This is a genomic window from Pseudomonas sp. KH_046_2, from assembly GCF_057838985.1.
In genome coordinates this window covers 5,243,702-5,264,572 of sequence record NZ_CM174480.1, presented here as the reverse complement: position 1 = coordinate 5,264,572, position 20,871 = coordinate 5,243,702, and the positions used below count along the sequence as shown (strand labels likewise).

The window sequence follows — 20,871 nt, the reverse complement described above, 5'->3', positions numbered from 1 at the left end:
ATTTCCCCACAGTACGTAGAAGGATCAGGTTTTCTTTTTGCCCAGCAGATAAGAGAGCGTGACGAACAGCACCGAGACGCCCAGGATCAGGGTCGAGACGGCGTTGACGTCCGGTGTCACGCCCATGCGCAACAGGCCGAAGATGAAGATTGGCAAGGTGGTGGTGCCGGCCTGGGAGACCATCATCGAGATCACGAAGTTATCCAGCGAGACGATGAAGGCCAGCATCAGCCCGGAGAAAATTCCCGGCATCAACAGTGGCAGGGTGACCTTGCGGAAGGTCCGCCACGGGCCGGCATACAGGTCGGCCGAGGCTTGTTCCAGGGACAGGTCCATGTCGTTCAGGCGTGCCCGTATCGGCAGAAAGGCAAACGGAATACAGAACACCGTATGCGCGATGATCAGGTTGCCGTAGCCCAGGGAAAGACCGATGGTGGAGAACAGCGCCAGGGTGGCAACGCCGACCACGATTTCCGGCAGCACCAGAGGCAGCATGATCGCGCCCATGGACAGTTGCAGGCCCTTGAACTTCGCACCCCGTGAAGTGCCGAGGGCGGCGAGGGTGGCGATGGCCGTGGCGACCATGCTCGCGCAGACCGCGATCAACAGGCTGTTGCCGGCCGCCTGGCGCAACGCCTGGTTGGCAAAGGCCGCGCGATACCAGTCGAGGCTGAAACCGGTCCACACCGTGGCCGACTGGTTGGCGTTGAACGAGAACACCACCAGCACCACGATCGGTGCGTAGAGGTACAGGTAGAACAGGAAACTGAATCCGCCGAAGCCGGGGAAGTCCTGCACGCCCAGCGTATTGCGTTTGAACAGGCCGATCATCACGCACCTCCTTTGGCGATGCGCTGGCGCTCGGCACGCAAGGCATAGACCGTCAGTACCAACATCACCGCCGCCATCAGCACCAGCGACAGGGCCGCACCGAAGGGCCAGTTACGCGCATCGCTGAACTGCCGGAAGATCAGGTTGCCGAGCATCATCCGCGTGCCGCCGCCGAGCAGTTCCGGGGCGATCATCGCGCCCAGGCAAGGCACGAAGGTGAGGATGGCGCCAGCGAGAATGCCCGGTTTGGCAATCGGTAAAACCACTTTGCGCAAGGTGCGCACACGCCCGGCGTAGAGGTCCTGAGCGGCCTCGAGCAGGCGGATGTCCATTTTTTCCAGGGTGGCGTAGATCGGCAGCACGACGAAGGGCGCGTAGGTGTAGACCAGCCCCAGCAGCACCGCACCGTCGGTGTAGAGCAGTTGCAACGGCTGGTCGATGACCCCGAGGCCCATCAGGCTGTTGTTGATCACCCCGGTGTTACGCAGCAGCAGAATCCAGGCATAGGTGCGGATCAGCAGGTTGGCCCAGAACGGCACGGTGATAAGGAAGATCAGCAAGCCACGGCGATGGGCCGGTTGCATGGCCAGCCACACCGCCACCGGAAAACCGATCAGCAAAGTGATGAGGGTAGTCAGCCCGGCGATGCCGATGGAGCGCAGGGCGATGATCAGGTAGGAGTCGGCGAAGGCCAGGCTGTCATCCAGTTGCCGCTCGAACAGCAGTGAGGTGTAGGCGTCACTGCTGAATACTTTGTTCACCCCGCCATAGGGGTTGGCCTCCATCAGCGAGTAACCGATGACGATCAGGATCGGCACGATCAGAAACAGGCCGATGGCGATCAGCGCCGGGCTGACACCGAGAAAGCTCCGGAAGGCCCGCCGACGTTCCAGCGTGTTGGCAATCGGTAAAGCGTGCATGGCAACTCCTCGTGCTCAATCGTGCAGGACGCTGGCGCTGCCCTGGTCGAACAACAGACCGGCCTGGCTGCCAACCATGAAGCGCCGGCTCTGGTCGACACAGTTGGGCGTGCGCACGGTAAGGCGCGAACCGTCACTCAGGCTGACCTGGTATTGCAGGTCGGTGCCGAGGTAGATCTGCGCTTCGATCCGGCACGGCAGAGCGTTCTCAGTGGTGGCTGGCACAAGGTGCAAACGCTCGGGGCGCACGGACAGTGCGACGTTGGCCCCGACTCGAACATCGCTGCACGGCTGTGCAGGCAATGGATGACCGGCCGGGCCGGCGAACCAGGCCAGGCCGTCTTCGATGCGGGTAACCGTGCCTTCGATGAAGTTGGTTTCACCGATGAAGTCCGCGACAAAACGATTGCGCGGGCGTTCGTAGATGTCTTCCGGGCGACCGACCTGCTGCACTTCGCCTTCGGACAACACGGCGATGCGGTCGGACATGGTCAGCGCTTCTTCCTGGTCGTGGGTGACGAAGATGAAGGTGATGCCGGTTCGCGCCTGAATGGTTTTCAGCTCTTCGCGCATGGCCTGGCGCAGCTTGAGGTCCAGCGCCGAGAGCGGTTCGTCGAGCAGCAGGACTTTGGGGTGCGGCGCCAATGCACGAGCCAGGGCGACACGCTGTTGCTGACCGCCGGACAGTTGCGCCGGCTTGCGGTTGGCAAAGCGTTCCATCTGCACCAGGGCGAGCATCTCGCGCACCCGTTCGGCCATTTGCGTTTTGTTCAGGACTTTGCCCATCGGGTGGGACTCAAGGCCGAAGGCCAGGTTCTCGGCGATGGTCATGTGCGGGAACAGCGCGTAATGCTGGAACACCGTGTTGACCGGACGCTGGAAGGGCGGGCGGTCGGCGATGTTTTCGCCGTAGAGCAGAATCTCGCCTTCGGTAGGGAATTCGAACCCGGCGATCATCCGCAGAAGGGTGGTTTTGCCGCAGCCCGAAGGGCCGAGAAGGGTGAAGAACTCGTTGTCGCGAATGTCCAGGTCGATGCTTTTCAGCGCCACCGGGCCAGTTTTTGGATCACCGTAGACTTTGCGCACTGAGCGGATGGACACCGCCAGCGTTTGCAGCGAATGCAGGGCATTCATGCGTTACCTCCGATTCCCCCATCGTCCGCGAGTGCTGTAGAAAGCCGAGCCGTCGGACCATGGATATTATTTTTCTGGGCAGGATCGAGATTGCGTTCGGGTGTTGTAGCCAGCTGTTTTTTTGTTCTGCTGTGGATCGATTATCAGCGAGGGGTTGCGGGGGCGAAACTTCAATTTTAACATAGGGGTTGTTAAAAAATTTAACAGCAGAAGGCGCCCGGAAACCATGCCTGACCACCGTTTGCCGCCACTCAACGCGGTACGTGCCTTTGATGCCGCGGCCCGGTTGGGCAGCTATGTCGAAGCCTCCAAGGCCCTGCACGTGACCCAGCCGGCCATCGGCCGTCACGTGAAATTGCTGGAAGACTGGCTGGGCATCCAATTGTTCGAGCGCACCTCTCGCGGGGTCAATCTGACGGTGGCGGGGGAGAAGTACCACCGCAAGATCACCGCCGCCTTGCAACTGATCATCGAAGCCGGAAAAGAGGCGCAGCCCAAGCACGCCGAGCGCTGGTTGCGCATCATGGTGGTGCCGGGGTTCGCCAAGCGCTGGCTGATGCCGCGCATCGAGGCCATGCGTCATCTGCGCCCGGGCTTGAAATTCGCCATCGAACCCAACTCGACCTTTAACGAAGTGGATGGCAAAAGCGCTGACCTGGGCATCGTCTACGGGGTGGACGGCCAATATGCCCACTCGCGCACCAGCCTGATTTGTCCTCGGGTGTTTCCGATCTGCTCCCCCGATTATCTGGCCAGCGTCGAGCCCATCGACAGCCCCGCGGACCTGGTCAAACACAACCTGATCCACGTCGATGACGGCGAGTGGTGGAACCTGTGGTTCGCCGCCAACGACCTCGACATCCACCTCAATTCGGACATGCTCTACGTCAACAATGACCACGCATTGTCGGTGGCCGAAAGCGGGCAGGGCATCGCGCTGGCCAACGAAGTGCTGGTGCGCGAAGAACTGCATACCGGCAAGCTGGTGCGGGTGGTGGACGCGCAGGTGAAGCTGGAAAGCTATCGGGTACTCACGCCGTCCGCCGAGCTCTCGGCGGACGTGGCGTGGTTTATCGACTGGCTCAAGACCGAGCTGGAGCAGGACTTCCCGGAGGCGGTGATCCGCGCCTGAGGAGTCCTGGCGGGTTCAGCTCAAGCGGAAGCGCCCGGTGTTGTCGCTCAAGGCTTTGCTGCCGTGGCTCAAGGTGTCCGCTGCCTGGTTCACGGCGCGGGCGCCTTCGAGCAAACGCACCGCCGCTTGATCGACCTGCTGGATATTGCTGCTGACCTCATCGGCGGTACTGGCCTGTTCCTCCACCGCCGTGGCGATTTGCGCCAGGGTATCGGTGACGTTTTGCACCGCGCTGGCGATTTCCCCGAGTCGTTCACCGAGGCCGGTGACCGCTTGTGCATCGGACTCTGCCTGACTGCACGCGGCTTGCATCAGGCTGACGGCCTCATTCACCGTGTTGCGCAGGCTGTCGACCGTACCGGCAATCTGTGCGGTCGACGACTGCGTGCGTTGCGACAGGCTGCGCACTTCATCGGCCACCACCGCAAAACCGCGACCCTGTTCGCCGGCGCGTGCAGCTTCAATGGCGGCGTTCAAGGCCAGCAGGTTGGTCTGCTCGGCGACGCCGCGAATGGTGTCGACCACCAGTTGAATCTGTTGTCCCTGCTCGCTGACCCGGCCCAGCGCCGCAGCGGTCTCGTTCAGGCGTTGATTAAGCTGCTGGATGCTCGCGGTGGTGCGCTGGCTGTCACGGCTGCTGTCGGTGGCAATGCGCCGGGTGTGCTGGGCGCTGCCGGACGCCTGTTCGCAACTGTGGGCCACCCCTTGTGAGGTGGCGGCCAGTTGCGTCGCCGCAGCGGCAATCTGGCTGATCTGCAACTGCTGGGCTTCGACTTCGCCCAGGGCGTCGCTGGAATGATGATTGAGGGTTTGCACTGCGTTGCTCAGTTGCAGGGTTTCGTGATCCACCCCTTGCAGGCTGGTGCGCAGTTGCACCACAGCGACGTTCAGCGCGGTGCTGATGACTGCCAGTTCGTCCCGGCCCTGAACCGGCACTTGCAGGCTCAGATTGCCATCGCGCAAGGCCTCGGCCAGCACCGTGATGCCGCTGGCGCTGCGGCGGATCGAGGCCTGCAAACAGATGAACAGATACAGCGCGGCCAGCAGCAGGCAGCCCAACACGGCGGCCACCACAATGAACTGGCGGATCGCCGAGTCGTGGTAGTAGTCCAGGCGTTGATCCAGCGACACCAGTGACTGCTGGCGCAACGAGGCGAGGTCGGAGAGCAGGGCATCGAGACTGCGTTCGAAGTCCTGCGGCTTGAGGTTGATGCTGCCGCCGAAAACGCCGTCATCCAATACCTTCAGGCCCGCATCGAGGTGCTTGAGGCTGTCATGGTATTGCCCGGCCCAGGTTTGCAGGGCGCTGGGCAAGCGCGCTTCGAGCAGGCCTGCGGTTTTCACCAGCTGCTCTCGCGCATCGCCGATGCGGCTGCGCAGGTCGCGCAGTTGCAGGCGGCTTTGCAGGGTGAACTGCCCGGACACCACCGAGGCCTGGCCCACCGCCGCCAGACGACCGACCCGTTCGATCAGGTCCGGCGCATGCTGGGTGGAGATCTGCGTCAGCAAGTAGGTTTCCAGCCACGGTGCCAGCGTCAGGCGATTGTCCATGGCGATCTGCTCGCGCAAGGCTTGCAGGGCGCTCAAGGCGTTGGTGAAGCGATCATAGCCATCCGGCCACCAGCCGACATTGCTCAGGCTTTTTGAGTCGAGGCCATCGAGGGCGGTTTGCAGGGCCTGGTAACGCGACAGGGTTTCGCCCTCGGTGTTTTCTTTTTGCAGGGCATTGCCCAACTCGGCGGTGGCCTGGCTGACGGCGGGTTGAACCGCATCGAAGGCGGCCATCGCGGCGAGGGTGGCCGGCGTTGGCTGGCGATTGGTTTCCGTGGCGCGCCACCGGGCGGCGCGATCACGCTGGGCGGCGAGCAGGTCATCCAGCGCATCAAGCGCAAGCAGTTGCCGCACCCCGGCGCGTTCGCCCGAGATCAGGCTGAGTTTGTCGCGATAGTCCTGGCCGATCATCCACAGGCTGCCGGCCAGCGGCAGGATAAACAGCAGAAACAACAGCTGGAATTTACGTGCGAAGCCAAAACGCCCCAGCAGCACGATCCCCGGTGATAAAAAAGCCTGCATGCCCCAAGACTCCTCTGGACACCACGCACTCTTGGCGTGCGTCGGAGGTTGTCGCACCCCCGACTCGTGCCCTCTAAAAAGGCCTCGAAAGTTCACCCTTGTCCGCTCTGTAGGCCGACTCTGTAGCGAAACTTCCCATTGTCGGTCTCCTTTGTAAGGAAGCCGCGTTCAAGCAGACAAGGAAGGCAAGATTCAGACCATGGCTTTGCGCCATCAAGGATGTAGCGATGAAAAATCGAAGTCGTTAGCAGGCTAAGGGGATGGCGTTGCCGCACTGAAAAATGGCACATTGACGCACCTGCACGTTTGTACCTCTTGTTGTCTGGAAATTCCCATGGCTATCAGCAACGCCCAGTCCGGCTCAGTGCCGGCGTCCGCTACGCCCCAAAGCAGTCCCCTGGTGATGCGCATCATCGGCGCCGTAGCGCTGGCGCACTTGATCAACGACCTGATCCAGTCGGTGCTGCCGTCGATCTATCCGATGCTCAAGGCCAACTATGGCCTGACTTTCACCCAGGTCGGCCTGATCACCCTGACGTTCCAGTTGACGGCCTCGCTGCTGCAGCCGTGGGTCGGTTACTACACCGACCGCCATCCCAAGCCGTGGTTGTTGCCGGCGGGGACGGTCTGCACCCTGGTCGGGATTCTGATGATGTCGATGGTCGGCAGCTTCCCGTTGATTCTGCTGGCGGCGGGCTTGATCGGCATCGGGTCTTCAACCTTCCACCCGGAAGCGTCCCGCGTGGCGCGCCTGGCTTCGGGCGGGCGCTTCGGATTGGCGCAATCGACCTTCCAGGTCGGGGGTAACGCAGGCTCGGCATTCGGCCCGTTGCTGGCGGCGGCGATCATCATTCCCTACGGTCAAGGGCACGTGGCCTGGTTCGGCCTGTTCGCGGTGTTTGCGCTGTTCGTGCTTTACCGGATCAGCCGCTGGTACGCCAACCACTTGAACCTGTTCAAGCTCAAGCAAGGCCAGGCGGCGACTCACGGCCTGTCCAAGGGCCGAGTCACGAGTGCGCTGGTGGTGCTCGGATTGCTGGTGTTCTCCAAGTATTTCTACATGTCGAGCCTCACCAGCTACTTCACCTTCTACCTGATCGAGAAGTTCGACCTGTCGGTGGCCAGTTCGCAGCTGCACCTGTTCCTGTTTCTCGGCGCGGTCGCGGCGGGGACATTCTTCGGCGGGCCGATCGGCGACAAGATCGGACGCAAGGCGGTGATCTGGTTCTCGATCCTCGGCGTCGCACCCTTCACCTTGCTGCTGCCCCATGTCGACCTGTTCTGGACCAGCATCCTCAGCGTGGTCATCGGTTTCATCCTCGCCTCGGCGTTCTCGGCCATCGTGGTGTACGCCCAGGAACTGGTGCCGGGCAATGTCGGGATGATCGCCGGGGTGTTCTTCGGTCTGATGTTCGGCTTCGGCGGGATTGGCGCGGCGTTGCTCGGGCATCTGGCGGACATACACGGCATCGAGTACGTGTACTTCCTGTGTTCGTTCTTGCCGTTGCTTGGGGTGTTGGCGATCTTCCTGCCAAGAACCAAAAAGGCCTGAACCCACACCAATCGGTGGCCAATAATTCTGTCATGTCCAGTCTTGAATAAGGTTTACACCTGTTTCAGGACCCTCTGGAAACTCAGCCGTTTCGATAGATATAGCTGTAGGCGTTAATCGCCGGTACACCACCGAGATGTGCATAAAGCACCTTCGACCCATCCGGGAAAAAACCCTGACGGACGAGATCAATGAGGCCCTGCATGGATTTCCCCTCATAGACCGGATCCGTCATCATGCCTTCCATGCGAGCGCACAACCGAATGGCTGCATTGGTTTCTTCTGATGGAATGCCATAGGCCGGATAGGCATATTCTTCTTTAAGGACAACATCATCAGCTGTGATTTCCTGGCCAAGCCCAATAAGCCTGGCCGTATGCTGAGCGATGGTCAACACTTGTGCCCTGGTTTGGTCGGGTGTGGCGGAGGCGTCGATACCAATCACATTGCGAGCACGACCATCTTTGGCGAATCCCACTAACATGCCTGCATGCGTGGAGCCGGTCACAGTGCAGACGATTATGTAATCAAACTTGAACCCCATCCTGGTCTCTTGTTCGCGTACTTCTTCAGCGAAGCCGACATAGCCGAGACCTCCATATTTGTGCATGGAAGCGCCGGCAGGAATGGCATACGGCTTGCCTCCTTTCGCTTTGACGTCTTCTAGCGCACGCTCCCAGCTCTCGCGGATGCCGATATCGAAACCTTCGTCGACGAATTCAATCTCCGCTCCCAGCACACGGCTCATCAGGATATTCCCGACCCGGTCATAGACCGCATCCTGGAATGGAACCCAGCTTTCTTGAACGAGATGGCACTTCATGCCGAGTTTGGCAGCGACAGCCGCAACCTGGCGCGTGTGGTTTGACTGGACGCCACCAATGGACACCAGCGTATCTGCCTGCGAGGCAATGGCATCGGGAATGATGTATTCCAGCTTTCGGATCTTGTTACCGCCAAACGCAAGCCCGGAGTTGCAATCCTCTCGTTTGGCATAGAGCTCGATATTGCCCCCGAGACACGCCGATAGGCGATTCAGTTTCTCAATCGGCGTAGGGCCGAACATGAGTGGATAGCGTTCAAATTGCTCCAGCATGACGGTTCTCCAGATCACGGATGAGCCGTTTTTAGTCTAGCAGAGCACATGTGAGAGGGGGGGATCCCAAGGCGCAAAAAATCCCCGTATCAGCGAGTGATTACGGGGATTTTCAGTCTATCGAGTTCCGTGTAAATCCACGGTCACCGTCACACGTTGAAGCGGAAGTGCATCACGTCGCCGTCTTTGACGATGTAGTCCTTGCCTTCCAGGCGCCATTTACCGGCTTCCTTGGTGCCGGCTTCACCCTTGTACTGGATGAAGTCGTTGTAGGCGATCACTTCGGCACGGATGAAGCCTTTTTCGAAGTCGGTGTGGATCACGCCAGCGGCTTGTGGTGCGGTGGCACCGACGCGCACGGTCCAGGCGCGGACTTCTTCGACACCGGCGGTGAAGTAGGTCTGCAGGTGCAGCATTTCGTAGCCGGCGCGGATCACGCGGTTCAGGCCAGGCTCTTCGAGGCCGAGGGCTTCGAGGAACATGTCCTTCTCTTCGCCGTCATCAAGCTCGGCGATTTCCGCTTCGATCTTGTTGCACACCGGTACAACCACGGCGCCTTCTTCTTCGGCGATGGCGCGAACAACATCCAGGTGCGGGTTGTTCTCGAAACCGTCTTCAGCGACGTTAGCGATGTACATGACCGGTTTGGTGGTCAGCAAATGGAAGCCTTTGATCACCGCTTTTTCGTCGGCCCCCATGTTCTTCATCAGGCTGCGCGCTGGCTTGCCTTCGGTGAAGTGGGCGATCAGTTGTTCCAGCAGGCCTTTCTGGACCACTGCGTCCTTGTCACCGCCCTTGGCGTTGCGCGCGACTTTCTGCAGTTGCTTCTCGCAGCTATCGAGGTCGGCGAAGATCAGTTCCAGCTCGATGATTTCGATGTCGCGTTTCGGGTCGACGCTGTTGGAGACGTGAATCACGTTCTCGTCTTCGAAGCAGCGGACCACGTGGGCGATGGCATCGGTTTCACGGATGTTGGCCAAAAACTTGTTACCCAGGCCTTCACCTTTCGACGCACCGGCAACCAGGCCGGCGATGTCGACGAACTCCATGGTGGTCGGCAGGATGCGCTTTGGATTGACGATGGCCGCCAGGGCATCCAGGCGCGGATCCGGCATCGGCACGATACCGCTGTTCGGCTCGATGGTGCAGAAGGGGAAGTTCTCGGCCGCGATCCCGGACTTGGTCAGGGCGTTGAACAGGGTGGACTTGCCGACGTTAGGCAGGCCGACGATGCCGCAATTGAATCCCATGGTGTTTCCCCGAGGAGTTAGAGTCAGGCCTTCTGGCTGTGCAGGTTTTTCATCGCGCGGTTCCATTCCCCGGCGAGGATATCCGGCAGCACGCCGAGGGCAAAGTCGATGCTGGCATCGAGTTTTTCCTGTTCGGCGCGTGGCGCACGACCCAGGACGAAATTTGAAACCATACTGGCAACGCCCGGGTGGCCAATGCCAAGCCGCAAGCGATGAAAGGTATTCTGATTGCCCAGTTGCGCAATGATGTCGCGCAACCCGTTGTGACCGCCATGGCCGCCGCCCTGCTTGAGCTTGGCAACGCCGGGTGGCAGGTCAAGTTCGTCGTGCGCCACGAGGATTTCTTCAGGCTTGATGCGGAAGAAACCTGCAAGGGCCGCTACGGCCTGGCCGCTGCGGTTCATGTACGTGGTGGGAATCAGCAGACGAACATCCTGACCCTGATGCGAATAGCGTCCGGTCAGGCCGAAATACTTGCGGTCCGCCACAAGATTCACGCCTTGTGCGTTCGCGATGCGCTCAACAAAAAGGGCCCCTGCGTTATGCCGGGTCTGTTCGTATTCAGCGCCTGGATTTCCCAGGCCAACGATCAGTTTGATGGCAGTCACGATAGGGGCCCTTCCTTGGAGTGGTGGATAACATCGCCGCAATCAGGGAGAGCGGCGAAAGTGGACGAAAATTGCTCATTTACCATGATGTAAACTCCGCGTTCTCGCCCGCTTTCTCGCTATGCTCTAGTCCGCGATGTTTCCGGTCACTCCGGCGTACAGAGTAAAATTACTCTGCAGCGCCTTCTGCAGCTTCTGGAGCAACACGTGGAGCGTGGACGTTGGCAACAGCCTTGTCATCGCCGTGTGCCAGGGCCACGAACTCAACGCCTTTAGGAGCCTTGAGGTCCGACAGGTGAATGATCGAACCGATTTCAGCGTTAGCCAGGTCGACTTCGATGAACTCAGGCAGATCTTTCGGCAGGCAGGAAACTTCGATCTCGGCAACAACGTGCGAGATTTCGCCGCCTTTCTTGGTCGGTGCTTCTTCGTTGATGAAGTGCACTGGAACGATAGCGGTCAGTTTCTGGCCAGCTACTACGCGTACGAAGTCAGCGTGCATCACGTGGCCTTTGGCCGGGTGACGCTGCAGGGCTTTGATCACGACGTTCTGCTTGGTGCCACCAACGTTCAGCTCGATGATGTGGCTGTAAGCCGCTTCGTTTTCGAGCAGTTTGGCAACTTCTTTGGCCAGCATGCTGATGGATTCAGGGGCTTTTTCGCCACCGTAAACTACAGCTGGAACCAGGCTTGCGAGACGACGCAGGCGGCGGCTCGCACCTTTCCCCAGGTCGGAACGCACTTCAGCATTCAGGGTAAAATCGTTCATGTTGTATCTCCAAAATAACCACATTCGCCCCAGCGTTTGCGACCAGCGCTAAAGGCGATATGGGCAAAAAAGCCCCGCCCCGACAGGAATGCCGGGGCGGGGCGCTTTTCGTCAACGAGACATTTCGAGAAGGGCAGGGCCCTTAGCGGAACATCGCGCTGATCGATTCTTCATTGCTGATGCGGCGAACCGCCTCGGCAACTACCGGCGCGATATCCAGTTGACGGATACGCGAGCAGGCTTGTGCAGCAGCGGACAACGGGATGGTGTTAGTCACCACCAGTTCGTCCAGCATGGAATTTTCGATGTTTTCGATCGCCCGACCGGACAGCACAGGGTGTGTGCAGTAGGCGAAAACCTTGGCAGCGCCATGCTCTTTCAAGGCCTTGGCCGCGTGGCACAGGGTGCCGGCGGTATCGACCATGTCATCGACCAGAATACAGGTACGCCCTTCGACATCACCGATGATATGCATCACTTCAGAGTGATTGGCTTTCTCTCGGCGTTTGTCGATGATCCCGAGATCCACGCCCAGGGATTTGGCAACGGCACGTGCACGCACGACGCCGCCAATGTCCGGGGACACGATCATCAGGTTTTCGAAGCGCTGATCTTCGATGTCATCCACCAGAACCGGGGAGCCGTAGATGTTATCTACCGGAATATCGAAGAAACCCTGGATTTGGTCAGCATGCAGATCAACCGTGAGAACACGGTCGATGCCGACTACGGTAAGCATGTCAGCCACGACTTTCGCGCTGATAGCCACACGTGCGGAACGCGGACGGCGATCCTGACGGGCATAACCAAAGTAAGGAATAACAGCAGTGATACGAGTAGCTGAGGAGCGGCGGAAGGCATCAGCCATCACTACCAGTTCCATCAGGTTATCGTTGGTCGGAGCGCAAGTCGGCTGAATAATGAAGACATCTTTACCGCGGACGTTTTCATTGATCTCGGCTGTAATTTCGCCGTCGGAGAATTTACCGACAGAGATGTCACCGAGAGGGATATGCAGCTGACGTACGACACGCCGAGCCAGATCGGGGTTGGCGTTCCCCGTAAAGACCATCATCTTGGACACGCGCAGTACCTGAAGGCTGAGGGTAACCTGGATGAGTATAGGAAAATGGCAGGGGCGGCTGGATTCGAACCAACGCATGGCAGGATCAAAACCTGCTGCCTTACCGCTTGGCGACGCCCCTGTATTTGTTGCAACGATTACCCGGTAATCGGTTCCTTTAGAGCAGACTTTGCAGCTTGCGATGCAACATCGAAACGTTGCTTCCTTTTGCTACAAACCCTGTAAGGGTCTCTGTAAGAAGGGCCGAGACTTTATCAGCTTCAGCTTTGCTTGGGAAGCCCCCAAACACACAACTTCCAGTTCCGGTGAGTTTTGCTTCGGTAAATTTACCTAACAAATTCAAAGCGTTACGTACCACTGGATAACGCCTTGTTACCACCGGCAAGCAGTCATTTCGACTGTTTCCCTTGGGAACGGGGCGCACTTTAATGGGAGGAGTGTTACGTGTCAACAACGGATCTGAAAAAATTTCTGCCGTACTTACAGATACTTGCGGCACCAGCACCAGATACCACGGTTCTTCCGGGTCTACAGGGGTCAGTTTCTCCCCCACGCCCTCGGCGAAAGCCGCGTGGCCACGTACGAAAACCGGGACGTCGGCGCCCAGTGTCAACCCCAGTTCGGCCAGGCGATCTTCATCCCAGCCCAATTGCCACAGATGATTCAAGCCCAGCAATGTCGTTGCGGCATTCGAGCTGCCGCCACCGATGCCGCCGCCCATGGGCAGGATCTTTTTGATCCAGATATCGACGCCCAGCGAGCAAGCGGATTGCTCCTGAAGTTTTCTGGCGGCCTTGACGATCAGGTTGCTGTCGTGGGGAACGCCCGGGAACTCGGTGTGCAATTGAATGACACCGTCAATGCGCAGGGCATAGGTGATTTCGTCGCCGTAATCGAGAAACTGAAACATCGTTTGCAGTTCGTGGTAGCCGTCTTCACGGCGACCCAGAATGTGCAGCATCAAATTGAGTTTGGCCGGCGAGGGTAAAGTCAGGCGATTGGCTGGCATTTCACTGCCCCAATTTGCGCGGTTGCCAAGCTTTGATCACCAGCGTGACATCCAGGTCTGTGCCATGCAGTTTGATCCGTTCGGGCAGCCAGTAACCGTTCAGTTGGGTGTATTCGGTGTATTCGACCTGCCAACCGTCCTGTTCGAGGCTGGCCAAACGACTTTCGCCATCCAGCGTCAGACGGCTTTTGCTGTCCGGAGCCGGGAGTCCGCGCACCCACCAGGCCAGGTTGGACACCGGCAATTTCCAGCCCAGCTGTTCTTCAAGCAGCACTTCCGGGTTTGGCGCGTCGTAGCGTCCCTGGTTGGCGACTTCCAGCGACACCTTGCCCGGACGTCCGGTCAGGCGAGCGGCGCCGCGGCCCAGTGGTCCGGACAGGCGAATGTCGTAGTAGTCCTGGCGCTGCAACCAGAACAGCGTGCCGCTGCCCGAGTCTTTCGGGGCGCGGATGCCGATCTTGCCGTCGATCTGCCAGCCATCGAGGCTGGTCAGTTGCTGTTTGTGCTCGCGCCATTGGGCGGCGTTGCCATGACCCTCGACCGATTCGCGGGGACCCAGGCCCGCGCAACCGGCGAGCAGGGCGATAAAACTGAAAACGATGAAATGGCGCAAAAACATAATCTTAAAGAGTCTCTGATCCGGTCAGGCGTTTGATGGTGCCGCGCAGGGTCGGGCTGTCAGGTTGTTCCTTGAGGAACTTGCCCCAGACTTGTTTCGCTTCGCGCTGTTTGCCGTTTGCCCACAGGACTTCGCCCAGGTGAGCGGCGACTTCCTGGTCGGGGAAGCGTTCCAGGGCTTGGCGCAGCAAGCGCTCGGCTTCGTCGAGATTGCCCATGCGGTAATTCACCCAGCCAAGGCTGTCGAGTACCGCCGGGTCTTCCGGACTGATCCGGTGCGCCTGTTCGATCAGGGCCTTGGCTTCGGCGTAGCGCGTGGTGCGGTCGGACAGGGTGTAGCCGAGGGCGTTCAGCGCCATGGCATTGCCCGGGTCGCGCTTGATGATCGTGCGCAGGTCTTTTTCCATCTGCGCCAGGTCATTGCGTTTTTCCGCCTGCATGGCGCGGGTGTAGAGCAGGTTCAAATCGTCCGGGTATTGCTGCAAGGCTTGGTGCAGAACGTTCCAGGCCTTGTCGCCCTGATTGTTGGCGGACAGGGTTTCGGCTTCGATCAGGTACAACTGGATCGCGTAATCCGGCTGCTCGTCGCGCTCTGCCGCCAGTTTGCGTTGGGCTTCGGCGGTCTTGCCGTTGTCGATCAGGATGTCGGCCTGACGCAATTGCGCCGGCAGGTACTCGCTGCCCGGGCCAACCTTGGCGTATTCGATCAGCGCGCCTTGCGGGTCGTTCTGTTCTTCGGCGATGCGGCCGAGGTTCAGGTGTGCCGAGTCGACGTGACTTTCCCGGGCGATCAGGTCTTCAAGATAACCCTTGGCCTCGTTCCAGGCCTTGGCTTCCAGGCAGACCAGTGCCAGGGAGTAACGCAGTTCGTCGTCTTCCGGGTATTGCTGGACCAGGCTCGAGAACTCGGCCTTGGCGTCGTCCATGCGGTCCTGTTCAACCAGCATCCGCGCGTAAGTCAGGCGCAGGCGCTTGTCGTCCGGGTATTTCTTGATGCTTTTTTGCAGCAGCGGCAAGGCCTCGTCACCGCGACCGAGGGTTTGCAGCAGGCGTGCGCGCAGCAGGATCGGCGCGATTTCGCCGTCGTCCGGCGGATTGTCTTCCAGCAGCTTCAATGCGCCTTTGGCGTCGCCATCCTGTTGCATCAGCAAGGCCTTGCCGAAAATCAGCTGGCTGTTGTCCGGATGACGCTGCAACAAACGGTCGAAGCTTTTCATCAAGCCGTTGCGGGTGTCCTGGTCGGTGTCGGCCGCGGACAGCGCAAGGAAGTCGAAATGGGTGTCGCCCTTGCCTTGCAGGACTTTCTCCATATAGACCATGGAGTCGTCGTAACGCCCGGCGCGCGCCAGTTGTACGGCGGCGGCGCGTTGCGCTTCGAGGTCGTCGGGAGCATTCCTGGCCCAGATCAGCGCGGTATCCAGGGCTGCCTGGTCGGCGCCCAGATATTCGGCGATACGAAATGCCCGCTCGGAGATGCCCGGATCCTGGGTGTTGATGGCCTGGGTCACATAGTTGTCCAGGGCGATGTCGAAACGATTGCGCTGGCCAGCCAGTTCGGCGCTCAGCAGGCTATAGATGGTTTCCTCGCTGAATGAGCTGTAGACCTTGGGCTTTTCAGGGGCCGGGGTGCTGTCTTCAACCGGCGGCGTACCGTCCGACGATACGGGTGCCAAGGCCTGGCAGCCGCTGAGGAAGACAAGAGCGAGGAGCAACGCGGAAGATCTATTCATATAGGAGGAGGACGACTAACCTGCGGTCGGATCATCATGACACAAGCTTTCGGCCAAACATAACCGGCCCGGCAATTTACCTGCCAGCCCGATAGACGACTCTGGGCGATCCTTTAAACGAGAACCGCTCGCAACGTCGGCGTCGTCTACTGGCACGATAGATATCGAGTAGTTGTTCTGATTCCGTCGAAGTAGGACAATTGTCGGCTTCACGTCACAATCAGCGACTTTGAATGGCCTTCCTTGCACTCGGTATTAACCACAAGACTGCTTCAGTAGACGTCCGCGAGCGCGTGGCTTTTACCCCTGAGCAGCTGGTTGAGGCCTTGCAGCAGCTCTGCCGACTCACCGACAGCCGCGAAGCTGCGATCCTCTCCACCTGCAATCGCAGTGAACTCTATATAGAACAGGATCACCTGTCGGCGGAGATCGTGCTGCGCTGGCTGGCCGAATATCATCATTTGAGCTACGACGAGCTGCGCGAAAGCGCCTATGTGCATGAAGATGATGCGGCAGTTCGTCACATGATGCGGGTCGCTTCCGGGCTCGACTCGCTGGTGTTGGGCGAACCGCAGATTCTCGGCCAGATGAAGTCGGCCTATGCCGTGGCCCGCGAGGCCGGCACCATCGGGCCATTGCTCGGGAGGTTGTTCCAGGCCACGTTCAATGCGGCCAAGCAGGTGCGCACCGACACGGCCATCGGCGAGAACCCGGTATCGGTGGCGTTTGCCGCGGTGAGCCTGGCCAAGCAGATTTTCAGCGACCTGCAACGCAGCCAGGCCTTGTTGATCGGCGCCGGCGAGACCATCACCCTGGTCGCCCGCCATCTGCATGACCTGGGTGTAAAACGCATAGTGGTCGCCAACCGTACCCTGGAGCGCGCGAGCATTCTGGCCGAGCAGTTTGGCGCCCATGCGGTGTTGCTGTCGGATATTCCGGCAGAGCTGGTGCGCAGCGATATCGTCATCAGTTCCACTGCCAGCCAGTTGCCGATCCTGGGCAAGGGTGCGGTGGAAAGCGCCTTGAAACTGCGCAAGCACAAACCGATCTTCATGGTGGATATCGCTGTTCCCCGCGACATCGAGCCAGAAGTCGGCGAGTTGGATGACGTTTACCTCTATAGCGTCGACGACCTCCACGAAGTGGTCGCCGAGAACCTCAAGAGTCGTCAGGGCGCAGCCCAGGCCGCCGAAGAGATGGTTTCGATCGGCGCTGAAGATTTCATGGTCCGCCTGCGCGAACTGGCGGCGGTGGACGTGCTCAAGGCCTATCGTCAACAGAGCGAGCGCCTGCGCGACGAAGAATTGCAAAAGGCCCAGCGCATGCTGGCCAACGGTAGCAGTGCCGAAGAGGTGCTGGTGCAATTGGCCCGCGGGCTGACCAACAAACTGTTGCACGCACCGAGCGTGCAGTTGAAAAAGCTCTCTGCCGAAGGTCGCCTGGATGCGCTGGCGATGGCCCAGGAACTCTTTGCCCTCGGTGAGGGCTCATCGGATAGCTTTTCGGATAAAAAACCGCAATGAAAGCGTCACTGCTCAATAAGCTGGATATCCTCCAGGACCGTTTCGAGGAATTGACTGCCCTGCTGGGCGACGGCGAGGTCATTTCCGATCAGAACAAGTTCCGCACCTATTCCAAGGAGTACGCGGAAGTTGAACCGATTGTGGGCGCCTATAAAGAACTGCTGAAAGTGCAGGACGACCTCGAAGGCGCCCAGGCACTGCTCAAGGACCGCGACCCGGACATGCGCGACATGGCCGTGGAAGAAGTCCGCGAGGCCAAGGAACGCCTGGTCACGCTCGAAGCTGATCTGCAGCGCATGCTGCTGCCCAAGGACCCGAACGACGGACGCAACGTGTTCCTCGAGATCCGTGCCGGTACCGGCGGTGACGAGGCGGCGATTTTCTCTGGCGACCTGTTCCGCATGTATTCGCGCTACGCCGAGCGTCGTGGCTGGCGGGTGGAGATTCTCTCGGAAAACGAGGGTGAGCACGGCGGCTATAAAGAGGTGATTGCCCGGGTCGAGGGCGACAACGTCTATGGCAAGCTGAAGTTCGAATCCGGTGCGCACCGCGTGCAGCGGGTTCCGGCGACCGAATCCCAGGGCCGCATCCACACCTCGGCCTGCACCGTGGCGGTATTGCCCGAGCCGGACGAACAGGAAGCCATCGAGATCAACCCGGCCGACCTGCGCATCGACACCTATCGTTCCTCCGGCGCCGGTGGCCAGCACGTCAACAAGACCGACTCGGCGATTCGTATCACGCACTTGCCGTCCGGCATCGTGGTCGAGTGCCAGGAAGAACGTTCGCAGCACAAGAACCGCGCCCGGGCGATGTCCTGGTTGTCGGCCAAGCTGAACGATCAGCAGACCTCGGCCGCAGCCAACGCCATTGCCAGCGAGCGCAAGTTGCTGGTCGGCTCCGGCGACCGCTCCGAGCGCATCCGCACCTATAATTTTGCCCAGGGCCGGGTCACCGACCACCGGGTCAACCTGACCTTGTATTCCCTCGACGAGATCCTCGCCGGCGGTGTCGAGGCGGTGATCGAGCCGTTGCTGGCCGAGTACCAGGCCGATCAACTGGCAGCGATAGGTGAGTAGATGACGATCATTGCCAGTTTGTTGCGCGCCGCTGATTTACCCGACTCGCCGACGGCGCGTCTGGATGCCGAATTGCTGCTGGCGGCGGCGTTGGGCAAGTCCCGCAGTTTCCTGCACACCTGGCCGGAGCGCATCGTGCCGAGCGAAGCGGCGCTGACGTTCGCCGAATATTTGCAGCGCCGCCGCAGCGGTGAGCCGGTGGCCTATATCCTTGGCCAGCAGGGCTTCTGGAAGCTGGACCTGGAAGTCGCACCGCACACACTGATCCCGCGCCCCGACACCGAACTGCTGGTGGAAGCCGCGCTGGAACTGTTGCCGGCCACACCGGCCAAGGTACTCGACCTTGGCACCGGCAGCGGCGCCATCGCCCTGGCCCTGGCCAGCGAGCGTCCGGCGTGGAACGTCACTGCCGTGGATCGCGTGCTGGAAGCCGTGGCCCTGGCCGAACGCAATCGCCAGCGCCTGCACCTGGGCAACGCCGTCGTGCTGAGCAGTCATTGGTTCAGCGCCCTGGAAGGTCAGCGCTTTCAACTGATCATCAGCAATCCGCCCTACATTGCAGCGGCCGATCCGCATCTGGTCGAGGGCGATGTGCGCTTCGAACCGGCCAGCGCCCTGGTGGCGGGTGTCGACGGGCTCGACGATCTGCGCCTGATCGTCGCCCAGGCACCGGACCATCTGGATAGCGGCGGTTGGCTGATGCTCGAACACGGCTATGATCAGGCCGAAGCGGTCCGCGATTTGCTGCTGACCCGAGGCTTTGAAGAAGTCCACAGCCGCACCGATCTGGGCGGTCATCAACGCATCAGTCTGGGGCGCCTGCCGTGCTGAATGATCAGGAGTTGCTGCGTTACAGTCGGCAGATTCTGCTGCAACACATCGATATCGACGGCCAGTTGCGGCTCAAGGAAAGCCGCGTATTGATCGTTGGTCTTGGCGGCCTTGGCGCGCCAGTGGCGCTGTATCTGGCAGCCGCCGGGGTTGGCGAGTTGCATCTGGCTGACTTCGACACGGTCGACCTGACCAACCTGCAACGCCAGATCATTCACGACACCGACAGCGTCGGCATGACCAAGGTCGACTCGGCAATCAAGCGCCTGAGCGCGATCAATCCCGAGATCCAGTTGATCGCCCATCCTGCGGCGCTGGACGAAGACTCCCTGGCCGCCGCGGTCGCCGGGGTGGATCTGGTTCTCGATTGTTCCGACAACTTTTCCACCCGTGAAGCGGTCAACGCCGCTTGCGTGTCGGCCGGCAAACCGCTGGTCAGCGGCGCCGCGATTCGCCTCGAAGGGCAACTGTCGGTGTTCGATCCGCGTCGACCGGAGAGTCCGTGCTACCACTGTTTGTATGGACACGGCAGCGAAGCCGAACTGACTTGCAGCGAGGCAGGCGTGGTCGGGCCACTGGTGGGGCTGGTCGGCAGCCTGCAAGCGCTCGAGGCGCTGAAGTTGCTGGCCGGATTCGGTGAGCCGCTGGTGGGGCGCCTGCTGTTGATCGATGCATTGGGCACACGCTTCCGTGAATTGCGGGTCAAGCGCGATCCGGGCTGCAGCGTCTGTGGGTCGAAACATGCGTGAAGCGCCGATTGGCGTGTTCGACTCCGGTGTCGGCGGGCTCTCGGTACTGGCCGAGATCCAGCGTTTGCTGCCCAATGAGTCTCTGTTGTACGTCGCCGACTGCGGGAATGTTCCCTACGGCGAGAAAACCCCGGAATTTATCCAGCAACGCTGCAGCGTGATGGCCGATTTCTTTCGGCAACAGGGCGCCAAGGCCCTGGTGCTGGCGTGCAACACGGCGACGGTGGCCGGTGTCGCCGACTTGCGTCGCGACTATCCAGAATGGCCCATCGTCGGCATGGAGCCGGCAGTCAAACCGGCCGCCGCTGCAACCCGTTCCGGCGTGGTGGGGGTGCTGGCCACCACCGGCACCTTGCAGAGTGCCAAGTTCGCCGCGTTGCTCGACCGCTTCGCCACGGACGTGAAAGTGATTACCCAGCCCTGTCCAGGGTTGGTGGAGCTGATTGAAAACGGCGATCTGCGTAGCCCCGAACTGCGTCAGCTGTTGGCCGGGTATGTCCGGCCACTGCTGGCTGCCGGCGCGGACACCCTGATTCTCGGCTGTACCCATTACCCCTTTCTCAAGCCAATGCTGCGACAGATGATCCCCGACGACATCAGCCTGATCGACACCGGCGCCGCCGTCGCGCGGCAACTTCAGCGTCTGCTGGCCGAAGGCGAGCTGCTCGCCGAGGGGCCGGCCCGTGAGGCACGGTTCTGGACCAGTGCCGATCCGCTACATTTCAGAAATATCTTGCCGATATTGTGGAATACGGCTGGCGTTGTGCGAAGCTTCAGCAGGTAGAAGGCTGTCCGGGGGGAACAGTAAGAGTCGGGTGAACTTCTGATAAATCGCTGACTTCTATAGTTTTGCAGGGCTTGGCAACAAAAAAACCATACGAAA

Annotated in this window: 19 protein-coding genes and 1 tRNA gene; 7 read left to right on the top strand and 13 right to left on the bottom strand. The window is 60.2% G+C overall.

Annotated elements, in window-relative coordinates:
- Positions 1 to 24: 24 nt before the first annotated feature.
- From AC3IX1_RS23875 to AC3IX1_RS23865, 3 genes are read right to left on the bottom strand one after another with little or no spacing between them, the layout of a single operon-like run.
- Positions 25 to 831, bottom strand: a complete 807-nt coding sequence (locus tag AC3IX1_RS23875) for an ABC transporter permease (RefSeq protein WP_178120847.1) — start codon at positions 829 to 831, stop codon at positions 25 to 27.
- Positions 831 to 1,751: an ABC transporter permease gene (locus AC3IX1_RS23870; RefSeq protein WP_489386048.1), complete on the bottom strand. Its 921-nt coding sequence runs from the start codon at positions 1,749 to 1,751 to the stop codon at positions 831 to 833. Before AC3IX1_RS23870 ends, AC3IX1_RS23875 begins: the two co-directional genes overlap by 1 nt.
- A gap of 15 nt (positions 1,752 to 1,766) precedes the next feature.
- Positions 1,767 to 2,885 carry an ABC transporter ATP-binding protein gene (locus tag AC3IX1_RS23865; protein ID WP_489386047.1) on the bottom strand — a complete coding sequence of 373 codons (1,119 nt, stop codon included), beginning with the start codon at positions 2,883 to 2,885 and terminating at the stop codon, positions 1,767 to 1,769.
- A gap of 226 nt (positions 2,886 to 3,111) precedes the next feature.
- On the opposite strand from AC3IX1_RS23865, the gene AC3IX1_RS23860 reads away from it, so the two are divergent.
- Positions 3,112 to 4,017 carry a LysR substrate-binding domain-containing protein gene (locus AC3IX1_RS23860; RefSeq protein WP_489386046.1) on the top strand — a complete coding sequence of 302 codons (906 nt, stop codon included), beginning with the start codon at positions 3,112 to 3,114 and terminating at the stop codon, positions 4,015 to 4,017.
- A gap of 15 nt (positions 4,018 to 4,032) precedes the next feature.
- Here the strand turns inward: AC3IX1_RS23860 and AC3IX1_RS23855 are convergent, their stop codons facing one another.
- Positions 4,033 to 6,090: a methyl-accepting chemotaxis protein gene (locus AC3IX1_RS23855; RefSeq protein WP_489386045.1), complete on the bottom strand. Its 2,058-nt coding sequence runs from the start codon at positions 6,088 to 6,090 to the stop codon at positions 4,033 to 4,035.
- Between the two features lie 334 nt (positions 6,091 to 6,424).
- Here AC3IX1_RS23855 and AC3IX1_RS23850 point away from each other — a divergent pair, with 334 nt between their 5' ends.
- Positions 6,425 to 7,642: an MFS transporter gene (locus AC3IX1_RS23850; protein WP_489386044.1), complete on the top strand. Its 1,218-nt coding sequence runs from the start codon at positions 6,425 to 6,427 to the stop codon at positions 7,640 to 7,642.
- A gap of 82 nt (positions 7,643 to 7,724) precedes the next feature.
- Here AC3IX1_RS23850 and AC3IX1_RS23845 read toward each other — a convergent pair whose 3' ends face one another.
- The 9 genes from AC3IX1_RS23845 to AC3IX1_RS23805 form a co-directional block, all read right to left on the bottom strand.
- Positions 7,725 to 8,738 (bottom strand): 1-aminocyclopropane-1-carboxylate deaminase, encoded by a 1,014-nt coding sequence (locus tag AC3IX1_RS23845; RefSeq protein ID WP_489386043.1) that lies wholly within the window; start codon positions 8,736 to 8,738, stop codon positions 7,725 to 7,727.
- Between the two features lie 149 nt (positions 8,739 to 8,887).
- Positions 8,888 to 9,988: a redox-regulated ATPase YchF gene (gene ychF / locus AC3IX1_RS23840; RefSeq protein ID WP_150728018.1), complete on the bottom strand. Its 1,101-nt coding sequence runs from the start codon at positions 9,986 to 9,988 to the stop codon at positions 8,888 to 8,890.
- Between the two features lie 23 nt (positions 9,989 to 10,011).
- Positions 10,012 to 10,596, bottom strand: coding sequence for an aminoacyl-tRNA hydrolase (gene pth, locus AC3IX1_RS23835; RefSeq protein ID WP_046030136.1), 585 nt, complete (start codon positions 10,594 to 10,596; stop codon positions 10,012 to 10,014).
- 169 nt (positions 10,597 to 10,765) lie between these two features.
- A complete protein-coding gene (locus AC3IX1_RS23830) occupies positions 10,766 to 11,365 on the bottom strand; it encodes a 50S ribosomal protein L25/general stress protein Ctc (RefSeq protein WP_008046051.1) in 600 nt (199 codons plus the stop codon).
- 142 nt (positions 11,366 to 11,507) lie between these two features.
- Positions 11,508 to 12,449, bottom strand: coding sequence for a ribose-phosphate pyrophosphokinase (locus AC3IX1_RS23825; RefSeq protein WP_003208392.1), 942 nt, complete (start codon positions 12,447 to 12,449; stop codon positions 11,508 to 11,510).
- A 46-nt stretch (positions 12,450 to 12,495) separates the two neighbouring features.
- A tRNA-Gln gene (locus AC3IX1_RS23820) sits at positions 12,496 to 12,570 on the bottom strand.
- Between the two features lie 36 nt (positions 12,571 to 12,606).
- On the bottom strand, positions 12,607 to 13,458 hold the full coding sequence (gene ispE, locus AC3IX1_RS23815; protein WP_489386042.1) for a 4-(cytidine 5'-diphospho)-2-C-methyl-D-erythritol kinase: 852 nt from the start codon (positions 13,456 to 13,458) through the stop codon (positions 12,607 to 12,609).
- Between the two features lies 1 nt (position 13,459).
- The gene (gene lolB, locus AC3IX1_RS23810; protein WP_489386041.1) at positions 13,460 to 14,077 is read right to left on the bottom strand and encodes a lipoprotein insertase outer membrane protein LolB; all 618 of its coding nucleotides are present in this window, start codon (positions 14,075 to 14,077) and stop codon (positions 13,460 to 13,462) included.
- Positions 14,078 to 14,081: 4 nt separating this feature from the next.
- Positions 14,082 to 15,806, bottom strand: coding sequence for a tetratricopeptide repeat protein (locus AC3IX1_RS23805; RefSeq protein ID WP_489386040.1), 1,725 nt, complete (start codon positions 15,804 to 15,806; stop codon positions 14,082 to 14,084).
- Positions 15,807 to 16,039: 233 nt separating this feature from the next.
- On the opposite strand from AC3IX1_RS23805, the gene hemA reads away from it, so the two are divergent.
- Genes hemA through murI form a run of 5 tightly spaced genes read left to right on the top strand, consistent with a single transcriptional unit; the run spans position 16,040 to position 20,772 of the window.
- On the top strand, positions 16,040 to 17,329 hold the full coding sequence (gene hemA, locus AC3IX1_RS23800) for a glutamyl-tRNA reductase (protein ID WP_489386039.1): 1,290 nt from the start codon (positions 16,040 to 16,042) through the stop codon (positions 17,327 to 17,329).
- On the top strand, positions 17,326 to 18,408 hold the full coding sequence (gene prfA / locus AC3IX1_RS23795; RefSeq protein WP_489386038.1) for a peptide chain release factor 1: 1,083 nt from the start codon (positions 17,326 to 17,328) through the stop codon (positions 18,406 to 18,408). Before hemA ends, prfA begins: the two co-directional genes overlap by 4 nt.
- A complete protein-coding gene (prmC, locus tag AC3IX1_RS23790) occupies positions 18,409 to 19,239 on the top strand; it encodes a peptide chain release factor N(5)-glutamine methyltransferase (RefSeq protein WP_489386037.1) in 831 nt (276 codons plus the stop codon).
- Positions 19,233 to 19,988 (top strand): molybdopterin-synthase adenylyltransferase MoeB, encoded by a 756-nt coding sequence (locus AC3IX1_RS23785; protein WP_489386036.1) that lies wholly within the window; start codon positions 19,233 to 19,235, stop codon positions 19,986 to 19,988. The genes prmC and AC3IX1_RS23785 overlap by 7 nt, the downstream gene beginning before the upstream one ends.
- Complete coding sequence (murI, locus tag AC3IX1_RS23780) at positions 19,981 to 20,772, top strand: glutamate racemase (RefSeq protein ID WP_489386035.1); 792 nt, start codon at positions 19,981 to 19,983, stop codon at positions 20,770 to 20,772. Before AC3IX1_RS23785 ends, murI begins: the two co-directional genes overlap by 8 nt.
- Positions 20,773 to 20,871: the final 99 nt, after the last annotated feature.

Excerpts from the sequence above, each read along its gene's own strand:
- murI (WP_489386035.1), top strand. The coding sequence starts at position 19,981 with ATGCGTGAAGCGCCGATTGGCGTGTTCGACTCCGGTGTCGGCGGGCTC.
- AC3IX1_RS23860 (WP_489386046.1), top strand. The coding sequence starts at position 3,112 with ATGCCTGACCACCGTTTGCCGCCACTCAACGCGGTACGTGCCTTTGAT.
- AC3IX1_RS23865 (WP_489386047.1), bottom strand. The coding sequence starts at position 2,885 with ATGAATGCCCTGCATTCGCTGCAAACGCTGGCGGTGTCCATCCGCTCA.
- AC3IX1_RS23870 (WP_489386048.1), bottom strand. The coding sequence starts at position 1,751 with ATGCACGCTTTACCGATTGCCAACACGCTGGAACGTCGGCGGGCCTTC.
- ispE (WP_489386042.1), bottom strand. The coding sequence starts at position 13,458 with ATGCCAGCCAATCGCCTGACTTTACCCTCGCCGGCCAAACTCAATTTG.
- hemA (WP_489386039.1), top strand. The coding sequence starts at position 16,040 with ATGGCCTTCCTTGCACTCGGTATTAACCACAAGACTGCTTCAGTAGAC.
- prfA (WP_489386038.1), top strand. The coding sequence starts at position 17,326 with ATGAAAGCGTCACTGCTCAATAAGCTGGATATCCTCCAGGACCGTTTC.
- AC3IX1_RS23875 (WP_178120847.1), bottom strand. The coding sequence starts at position 831 with ATGATCGGCCTGTTCAAACGCAATACGCTGGGCGTGCAGGACTTCCCC.
- AC3IX1_RS23805 (WP_489386040.1), bottom strand. The coding sequence starts at position 15,806 with ATGAATAGATCTTCCGCGTTGCTCCTCGCTCTTGTCTTCCTCAGCGGC.
- AC3IX1_RS23845 (WP_489386043.1), bottom strand. The coding sequence starts at position 8,738 with ATGCTGGAGCAATTTGAACGCTATCCACTCATGTTCGGCCCTACGCCG.
- AC3IX1_RS23855 (WP_489386045.1), bottom strand. The coding sequence starts at position 6,090 with ATGCAGGCTTTTTTATCACCGGGGATCGTGCTGCTGGGGCGTTTTGGC.
- ychF (WP_150728018.1), bottom strand. The coding sequence starts at position 9,988 with ATGGGATTCAATTGCGGCATCGTCGGCCTGCCTAACGTCGGCAAGTCC.
- lolB (WP_489386041.1), bottom strand. The coding sequence starts at position 14,077 with ATGTTTTTGCGCCATTTCATCGTTTTCAGTTTTATCGCCCTGCTCGCC.
- AC3IX1_RS23850 (WP_489386044.1), top strand. The coding sequence starts at position 6,425 with ATGGCTATCAGCAACGCCCAGTCCGGCTCAGTGCCGGCGTCCGCTACG.
- prmC (WP_489386037.1), top strand. The coding sequence starts at position 18,409 with ATGACGATCATTGCCAGTTTGTTGCGCGCCGCTGATTTACCCGACTCG.
- AC3IX1_RS23830 (WP_008046051.1), bottom strand. The coding sequence starts at position 11,365 with ATGAACGATTTTACCCTGAATGCTGAAGTGCGTTCCGACCTGGGGAAA.